Annotated in this window: 7 protein-coding genes and 1 riboswitch; of the genes, 2 read left to right on the top strand and 5 right to left on the bottom strand. The window is 71.4% G+C overall.

Features of this window, described 5'->3' with window-relative positions:
- The first annotated feature begins 263 nt into the window (after window positions 1-263).
- Complete coding sequence (locus ACFW9D_RS26405) at window positions 264-464, top strand: DUF5999 family protein (protein WP_188341678.1); 201 nt, start codon at window positions 264-266, stop codon at window positions 462-464.
- Window positions 465-534: 70 nt separating this feature from the next.
- Here the strand turns inward: ACFW9D_RS26405 and gcvP are convergent, their stop codons facing one another.
- The gene (gcvP, locus tag ACFW9D_RS26410; RefSeq protein ID WP_384625581.1) at window positions 535-3,420 is read right to left on the bottom strand and encodes an aminomethyl-transferring glycine dehydrogenase; all 2,886 of its coding nucleotides are present in this window, start codon (window positions 3,418-3,420) and stop codon (window positions 535-537) included.
- Window positions 3,421-3,611: 191 nt separating this feature from the next.
- Window positions 3,612-3,706, bottom strand: a riboswitch (glycine riboswitch).
- 114 nt (window positions 3,707-3,820) lie between these two features.
- Here gcvP and ACFW9D_RS26415 point away from each other — a divergent pair.
- Complete coding sequence (locus ACFW9D_RS26415; protein WP_188340118.1) at window positions 3,821-4,195, top strand: PRC-barrel domain-containing protein; 375 nt, start codon at window positions 3,821-3,823, stop codon at window positions 4,193-4,195.
- A gap of 37 nt (window positions 4,196-4,232) precedes the next feature.
- Here the strand turns inward: ACFW9D_RS26415 and ACFW9D_RS26420 are convergent, their stop codons facing one another.
- The 4 genes from ACFW9D_RS26420 to ACFW9D_RS26435 all read right to left on the bottom strand — a co-directional run bounded on the left by ACFW9D_RS26420 (window position 4,233) and on the right by ACFW9D_RS26435 (window position 7,803).
- Complete coding sequence (locus tag ACFW9D_RS26420; RefSeq protein WP_384625584.1) at window positions 4,233-5,714, bottom strand: DNA polymerase IV; 1,482 nt, start codon at window positions 5,712-5,714, stop codon at window positions 4,233-4,235.
- 44 nt (window positions 5,715-5,758) lie between these two features.
- Entirely contained in the window at window positions 5,759-6,379 is a 621-nt protein-coding gene (locus tag ACFW9D_RS26425; RefSeq protein WP_188340116.1) for a MerR family transcriptional regulator, read from the bottom strand.
- A 192-nt stretch (window positions 6,380-6,571) separates the two neighbouring features.
- Window positions 6,572-7,045: a bifunctional nuclease family protein gene (locus ACFW9D_RS26430; protein ID WP_161300298.1), complete on the bottom strand. Its 474-nt coding sequence runs from the start codon at window positions 7,043-7,045 to the stop codon at window positions 6,572-6,574.
- 86 nt (window positions 7,046-7,131) lie between these two features.
- Complete coding sequence (locus ACFW9D_RS26435) at window positions 7,132-7,803, bottom strand: MerR family transcriptional regulator (protein WP_384625588.1); 672 nt, start codon at window positions 7,801-7,803, stop codon at window positions 7,132-7,134.
- Window positions 7,804-7,929: the final 126 nt, after the last annotated feature.

Raw genomic sequence — 7,929 nt, forward strand, 5'->3', positions numbered from 1 at the left:
TCACCGGACTAGCCCGGTCAGGCCACCCCGAACCATCCGAAGTGACAGTGCTGTTGGCCTGAACCGCCCGCACGGGTGATGCGTCCTCTTCCAGTGAGGACCGCTGCTACGAAATACCTGCGGATCGACGCCCGCGGGGCAACACTGGGTTCCGGACCGACTGAAAACGGGGGGCGGCCATGAACAAGCCTTCGAGCCGCAGCACCAACAGCACGGACAGCAACACCGTCATCGAGATCACTTCGCAGCGAAAGATCCCTTCCATGTGCCAGCACCAGCCACCGTGCCCGTCAGCAGACTCCGCGGACAGGGAAGCCGCACACCCTGTGGCCCACCACCCTGAGCAGGGCTGGAGCCTCCTCTGCAACGGGGTCCTCCTCTTCGAGGACACCGGCGAACTGCTGCCCAACGGCACCATCATCGCCCCCCACCGCCCGCTGAGCCCGGTGGTGAAGGCGGCCTAGCCTCGACAGGGGCGCGGGTACCGCGCGACCGGCCACGACGAAGCGGCCGGCCGCGCAGCACCCTCGGCGACTACGCCTCGTAGGCGTCCAGAGGCGGGCAGGAGCACACCAGGTTCCGGTCACCGAACGCCTGGTCGATCCGCCGGACCGGCGGCCAGTACTTGTCCGAAGCCACGACCCCGGCCGGGAAGACACCCTCTTCCCGGCTGTACGCGTGCTCCCACTCGCCACCGAGCATCCCGGCGGTGTGCGGAGCGTTCCGCAGCGGGTTGTCGTCGGCCGGCCACTCACCGGCGGCGACCTTCTCGATCTCCCCGCGGATGGCGATCATCGCGTCGCAGAACCGGTCCAGCTCGCCGAGGTCCTCGCTCTCGGTCGGCTCGATCATCAGGGTGCCGGCGACCGGGAACGACATGGTCGGCGCGTGGAACCCGTAGTCGATGAGCCGCTTGGCGATGTCGTCGACGCTGACGCCGGTCGACTTGCTCAGCGGGCGCAGGTCGATGATGCACTCGTGCGCGACGAGCCCGCCGGGACCGGTGTAGAGCACCGGGTAGTGCGGCTCGAGCCGCTTGGCGATGTAGTTGGCGGAGAGCACGGCGACCTGCGTCGCGCGCTTGAGGCCCTCGCCGCCCATGAGCCGCACGTACGCCCACGAGATCGGCAGGATGCCCGCGGAGCCCCACGGAGCGGCCGAGATCGGGCCGACGCCCGTCTCGGGACCGGCGGCCGGCTGCAGCGGGTGGTTGGGCAGGTACGGCGCGAGGTGCGCGCGCACACCGACCGGGCCGACGCCCGGGCCGCCGCCGCCGTGCGGGATGCAGAAGGTCTTGTGCAGGTTGAGGTGCGATACGTCGCCGCCGAAGTGACCCGGCTTGGCGAGACCCACCAGCGCGTTCAGGTTCGCGCCGTCGACGTAGACCTGGCCGCCGGCGTCGTGCACGGCCGCGCAGATGTCGGCGACGTGCTCCTCGAACACACCGTGCGTCGACGGGTACGTGATCATGAGCACGGCCAGCTCGTCGGCGTGCTGGGCGATCTTGGCGCGCAGGTCCTCGACGTCGACCTCGCCGTCGTCGGCGGTCTTGACGACGACGACCTTCATGCCGGCCATGACCGCGGAGGCGGCGTTCGTGCCGTGCGCGGAGGACGGGATGAGGCAGACGGTGCGCTGCTCGTCGCCGTTGGCCCGGTGGTAGCCGCGGACCGCGAGGAGACCGGCGAGCTCGCCCTGGGAGCCGGCGTTCGGCTGCAGGGAGACCTTGTCGTAGCCGGTGACCTCGGCGAGGCGCTCCTCCAGCTCACGGATGAGGGTGAGGTAGCCCTGCGCCTGCTCGGCCGGGACGAAGGGGTGCAGCTGGCCGAACTCGGGCCAGGTGACCGGCTCCATCTCCGTCGTCGCGTTGAGCTTCATCGTGCAGGAGCCCAGCGGGATCATTCCGCGGTCCAGCGCGTAGTCGCGGTCGGACAGCTTGCGCAGGTAGCGCAGCATCGCGGTCTCGGAGCGGTACTGGTGGAAGACCGGGTGGGCCAGGTAGTCGTCCGAGCGCAGCAGACCGGCCGGCAGCGTGTCCGCCGTCGCGGCGTCCAGCGCCTCGATGTCGGCGTCCACGCCGAACGCGGCCCACACGACGCCCAGCTGGGCCCGCGTCGTCGTCTCGTCGCAGGCGAGGGAGACGTGGTCGGCGTCGACCAGGTGCAGGTTGACCCCGGCCTCACGGGCGGCGGTCACGATGTCGCCGGCCTTGCCAGGGACGCGCGCGGTCAGGGTGTCGAAGTACGCGCCGTGCACGAGCTCGACGCCGCCCGCGGTGAGACCGGCGGCGAGCAGGGTCGCGTACCGGTGCGTGCGCCGCGCGATCGTCTTCAGGCCCTCGGGGCCGTGGTAGACGGCGTACATGCCGGCCATGACGGCGAGCAGCACCTGGGCGGTACAGATGTTGCTGGTGGCCTTCTCGCGGCGGATGTGCTGCTCGCGGGTCTGCAGGGCCAGGCGGTACGCCTTGTTGCCGTCGGCGTCGACGGAGACGCCGACGAGGCGGCCCGGCAGGGAGCGGGCGTGCTTGTCCTGGACGGCCATGTAGCCGGCGTGCGGGCCGCCGAAGCCCATCGGGACGCCGAAGCGCTGGCTGGTGCCGACGGCGATGTCCGCGCCGAGCTCGCCGGGCGAGGTCAGCAGGGTCAGGGCGAGCAGGTCGGCGGCGACGGTGACGATCGCGCCGATCTCGTGGGCCTGGTCGATGACCGGCTTGATGTCGCGCACGGCACCGGAGGCACCCGGGTACTGCAGGAGCACGCCGACGACACCGCGCTCGGCGATCTCGGCGGGGATGCCGTCGCTCAGGTCGGCGACGACGACCTCGACGCCCGTCGGCTCGGCGCGGGTCTCGATCACGGCGACCGTCTGCGGCAGCGTGTCGGCATCGACGAGGAACACGCCGTTCTTGACCTTGCCGATGCGCCGCGACAGGGCCATGGCCTCGGCGGCCGCGGTGCCCTCGTCGAGCAGCGAGGCGCCGGAGGTGGGCAGGCCGGTCAGCTCGGCGACCATGGTCTGGAAGTTGAGGAGCGCCTCGAGGCGGCCCTGCGAGATCTCCGGCTGGTACGGCGTGTAGGCCGTGTACCAGGACGGGTTCTCCATCACGTTGCGCAGGATGACCGGCGGGGTGAAGGTGCCGTAGTAGCCGAGGCCGATCATCGAGCCGAGGACCTGGTTGCGGTCCGCGAGGGAGCGGAGCTCGTCGAGCACCTCGGCCTCGGTGCGGGCGCCCGGCAGGTCCAGCGCCTCGGCGCTCTTGATGACGTCCGGCACCGCGGCGGCCGTCAGCTCGTCGAGCGAGCCGTAGCCGACCTGCGCCAGCATCTTGGCCTGGGCGGCGTCATCGGGGCCGATGTGGCGCTGCTCGAAGGGGATCCCCTGCTCCAGCTGGGAGAGCGGGATACGGTTGGCGGTCATTGCGGAGGCCTCCTGGTCGATGCGACCTGCGAGGGGCACCACGGCGCGGGTACCCGGTCGGCCTCCCCCTCTGTCATCTCGACCTGAGAGCTTCACCGGCCCGTCCGGGCGATCTCTCGATCGCGGACATGCCGGCTTTCACCGTCGGTGAGAGCGGACAAAGTGCACCCCGCCCTGCTTTCCAGAGTGACCTCACCCGTGCGGTACGTGAGCCTGAGAGATTCCGGGGAGGATTTGCTCCTTCGGCGCCTCCGACGGGGTCGGAGGACTCTCCCGCGCGGGGTCAGCAGCCGCTTGCCAGCCTACCAGCGCGGACCTGGCCGGATCCCTCGAGTGGCCGTCATCACCAATGTGCTCTTTCGTAGGGGGTATCAACGAGTTGCGACCAGCTGGAGGGACCGTGCAGACCGATGTCGATCCGCGCAACCTGATCGGCCGCAAGGCGTTCGACCGCCACGGAAGCAAGATCGGAACCATCGACGAGGTCTACCTCGACGACGCGACCGGCGTTCCGGAATGGGCGGCGATACGTACGGGGCTCTTCAGCCGCGACGCCTTCGTCCCCCTGGAGCCCAGCGAGCTGGTGGAGGGCACGCTGCGCGTCCCCTTCGAACGCTCCCTGATCAAGGACGCCCCCGACTTCGGCGTGGGCCGCCACCTCTCCCCCGAGCAGGAACTGCAGCTCTACCACCACTACGGCCTCGACATCATGGCCCCGCAGCCCCCGGACATGGACTTCGGCCGCCTCGCGGGCCCCGACGAGGACCCCGCCTAGCGCCGCGGGACGTACGGGAAGCCGGACGGGCCGCCGCCTACCCCGGCTCCGCCGAAGCCTCCTTCAACGGCTCCACCAACGGCAGCGGCTCCCCCACCTCCAGGTCCGGATCGTCGACGAGGAACGTCCGCACCCGCCCGGGAACCCGGGAGTACGGCGTCTCGAACCGCACCGTGACCCGCCCGAGCCCGCTCCCCTGCACCCACCCGGGCCCGAACTCCGCATGCCGCACGTCGTGCCCCGGCAGCCACCGCCGGGGCGCGGGTTCGACCGGATCCGCCGCCTCGCCCCCGGCCACCTCCTGAGCATCACCGGCGGCACCGCCCACTGGACCACCGCCGGCCTCCGAGCCGCCGGAAACCCCTCCGGCCTCCCCGGCCCCGGCGACCTCGGCAGCCCCCGCCGCACCCTCGGCCTCCGCCTCCGCTTCGGCCTCCTCCGCCGCGTGCGCCGCCTGCGCGAACAGATCCTCCTGCGTGTAATCGGCGAGCCCGCTGACCCCGACCCCGAGCAGCCGCACGCCCCCGGTCGTGTCCACGGCCTCCAGGAGCCGCGCCGCGGCCTCCCGCACCACGGCCGGATCGTCCGTGGGCCCGCGCAGGGTCTCCGACCGGGTCAGCGTCGAGAAGTCGTAGCGCCGCACCTTGAGGACCACGGTCCGGCCCGAACGCCCGGCCCCCCGCAGCCGCTCCACACACCGCTCCGCGAGCCTCCGCACCTCCATGCGCACCCGCACCCGGTCGTGGATGTCCACGTCGTACGTGTCCTCGACCGACACGGACTTGGAGTCGCGCTCGGCGACGCCCGGCCGGTCGTCGTGGGCCAGCGCCATCGCGTAGAGATGCGCCCCGTGCGACTTCCCGAGCAGCCGCACCAGCTCGTCCTCCCCCGCCTCGGCGATCTCCGCGACGGTGAGGATGCCGGCCCGTCTCAAATGGTCCCCGGTCGCGGGGCCGACGCCAGGCAGGATGCGGACCGACCGCGGACCGAGCAGCGCGCGCTCGGTGCCCGGCGGGATCAGCACCAGCCCGTTCGGCTTCGCCTCCTCCGATGCGATCTTGGCGAGCATCTTCGACGCCGCGAGACCCACCGAACCGGTCAGCCCGGTCACCCGTCTGATGTCCGCGCGCAGCCGCACCCCCACCGCCTCGGCGGAAGCGGCGTCCCAGGCCACCTCACCGGCCTCCAGATCGACGAACGCCTCGTCGAGGCTCAGGGGTTCCACCAAGGGCGACAGGGCCCGCAGGAGGGCCATCACCTGCTCGCTGATCTCCCGGTACAGGTGGAAGCGCGGCACCAGGAAGGCCGCGTTCGGCGCGAGCCGCCGCGCCTGCCCCGTCGGCATCGCGGAATGGACCCCGAACCGGCGCGCTTCGTAGGAGGCGGTCGCGACCACGCCGCGCGGCCCGACGCCGCCCACGACCACCGCTTTCCCGCGCAGGCTCGGCTTGGCCGCCTGCTCCGCCGAGGCGTAGAAGGCGTCCATGTCGAGATGCAGGATCGTCGGCGCGGTTCTCACATCTCCGATGCTGCCCTACGCCACTGACAACGGGCCCCTGCGGCTCACACGGCCCGGTTGCGCCGCCTCGCGAGTTCGTCGGACGGGTTGTGCGCCAGCAGCGTCTCGCCGGTGTCCACCCGCTCCCCGTGCAGCTGGGACAGGGCACTCTCGACGTCCCGCCACACGACACCGACGGCGATGCCGAAGATGCCCTGGCCGCCCTGGAGCAGATCGTGCACCTCGGCCGGCGAGGTGCACTCGTACACCGTGGCGCCGTCGCTCATCAGCGTCATGCGCTCGAGGTCACGGAACCCCTGCTCGCGCAGGTGCTGCACCGCGGTCCGGATGTTCTGCAGCGAGACACCGGTGTCCAGGAAACGCTTGACGACCTTGAGGACGACGACGTCCCGGAAGCTGTAGAGCCGCTGGGTGCCCGACCCGTACGCGGGCCGCACGCTGGGCTCGACGAGACCGGTCCTGGCCCAGTAGTCCAGTTGGCGGTACGTGATGCCGGCCGCCGCACACGCGGTCGGCCCCCGGTATCCGACCTGCTCGGCGCCCTCGTCGCCGCTCGCCCCCGCCACCGCAGAAACCGCCTGCGGGCGCTGCGGAGTGTGATCGGCCGCGCTGCCGTGAAACAGGTACGGACCGCCCGTCGCCGTACCGTCGCCGCTGCTTCTCACGCCGACCTCCTCATTGACCTGCCTTGTCGACGGTAGGCAGTCACAGGGGGTGCGTCAACGAACGCCACACTCGCCACGCCGAGTGATAATCACCCTAAGAGTGGTTTCCCGTGACCCACCGCGGGGAAAGGCTAGCCGAATGTGCCGAGGCGACCGGCGCGATGCGTTCCGCGTCCGGCCGGATCCGGCCGTCTACTGGCTGTTGGTCCCGAAGTCCTCGGGCGAGATCTGGTCGAGGAACTCGCGGAACTTCTCGACCTCGTCCTCCTGCTCGTCCGGGATCGCGATCCCCGCGTCGTCCAGGACCCCGTCGCTGCCGAAGATCGGCGTCCCGGTGCGCAGGGCGAGGGCTATGGCGTCGGAAGGACGGGCGCTGACCTCGACTCCGCTGGCGAAGACCAGCTCCGCGTAGAAGACACCCTCCCGCAGGTCCGTGATGCGCACTTCCGTGAGCTCCTGACCGACCGCCTCCAGCACGTCCTTGAACAGGTCGTGCGTCAGCGGACGCGGTGGGGCCATGCCCTGCTGGGCGAAGGCGATCGCGGTCGCCTCCCCCGGTCCGATCCAGATGGGGAGGTACCGGTCGCCTCCCACTTCACGCAGGAGCACGATCGGCTGGTTGGAGGGCATTTCGACCCGGACACCTACGACGTCGAGCTCGTTCACACAGCAACCCTAGGACGTGCCCGGCAGGTTTGGGTAGTCGGGCATCCGCCGCATGCCGGGCGCACGGCCGAGGACCGCCCCTGCGATCAGGGAAGACGCACGCCCAGAGCAGTCTGGACGAGTGTGGCGTGGAGCTTCACCGTCAGCCCTGCCAGCTCCTTGGCACGGGCCTGCGCCAGCGCCCGGGTCTGCGGATTGCGGTGCACCTTGAGCGGGGCGACGACCGAGTCGACCAGACCGGCCTCCCGGTCCGCGGCCGCCCGCATCAGGCGCAGGTGGCGGGGTTCGATGCCGAAGCGGCCAAGCTCGCCCACGAGCTCGGCGACCACGACGGCACCGGCGTCGTAGCCGCCGTCGGGCAGCTGGGCGATGAGCCCGTAGGACTCCCACTCCTCGAGCTCGGCCGCGTCGATCCCGGCGGCCGCGAGCAGCTCCTGACGGCCGATGCGGGCCGCGGTGGGCCCGTCCTCACCGGCGTCCGCCGGATCGCCGGGCCGGCCGGGGGCCGGGACGGGCAGCGCCTCGCCCCTCTCCAGGCCGTCGAGCTGCTCCTTGATGACCTTCAGCGGCAGGTAGTGGTCCCGCTGCATCCGCAGCACGTGGGCGAGCCGCTCGACGTCGTCCGGACTGAACTTGCGGTACCCGGACGGCGTCCGCTGCGGCTCGATGAGGCCCTCGGACTCCAAGAACCTGATCTTGGAGATCGTGACCTCGGGGAATTCCTCGCGCAGCGTGTTCAGGACGGTGCCGATGCTCATCAGCCGGCTGTCCACGGTGGCGGGGGGGGGGGGGGGGGGGGGCCCCCCCGGGGGGGGGGGGGGGGGGGCGGGGGTCTAGTGGGGGGGGGAGGGGTTTGTGGGGCTCGGGGAGGGGAGAGCTAGAGG

Origin of the sequence: Streptomyces sp. NPDC059524 (assembly GCF_042749255.1) — a bacterium.
Taxonomy (GTDB): Bacteria; Actinomycetota; Actinomycetes; order Streptomycetales; family Streptomycetaceae; genus Streptomyces; species Streptomyces xanthii.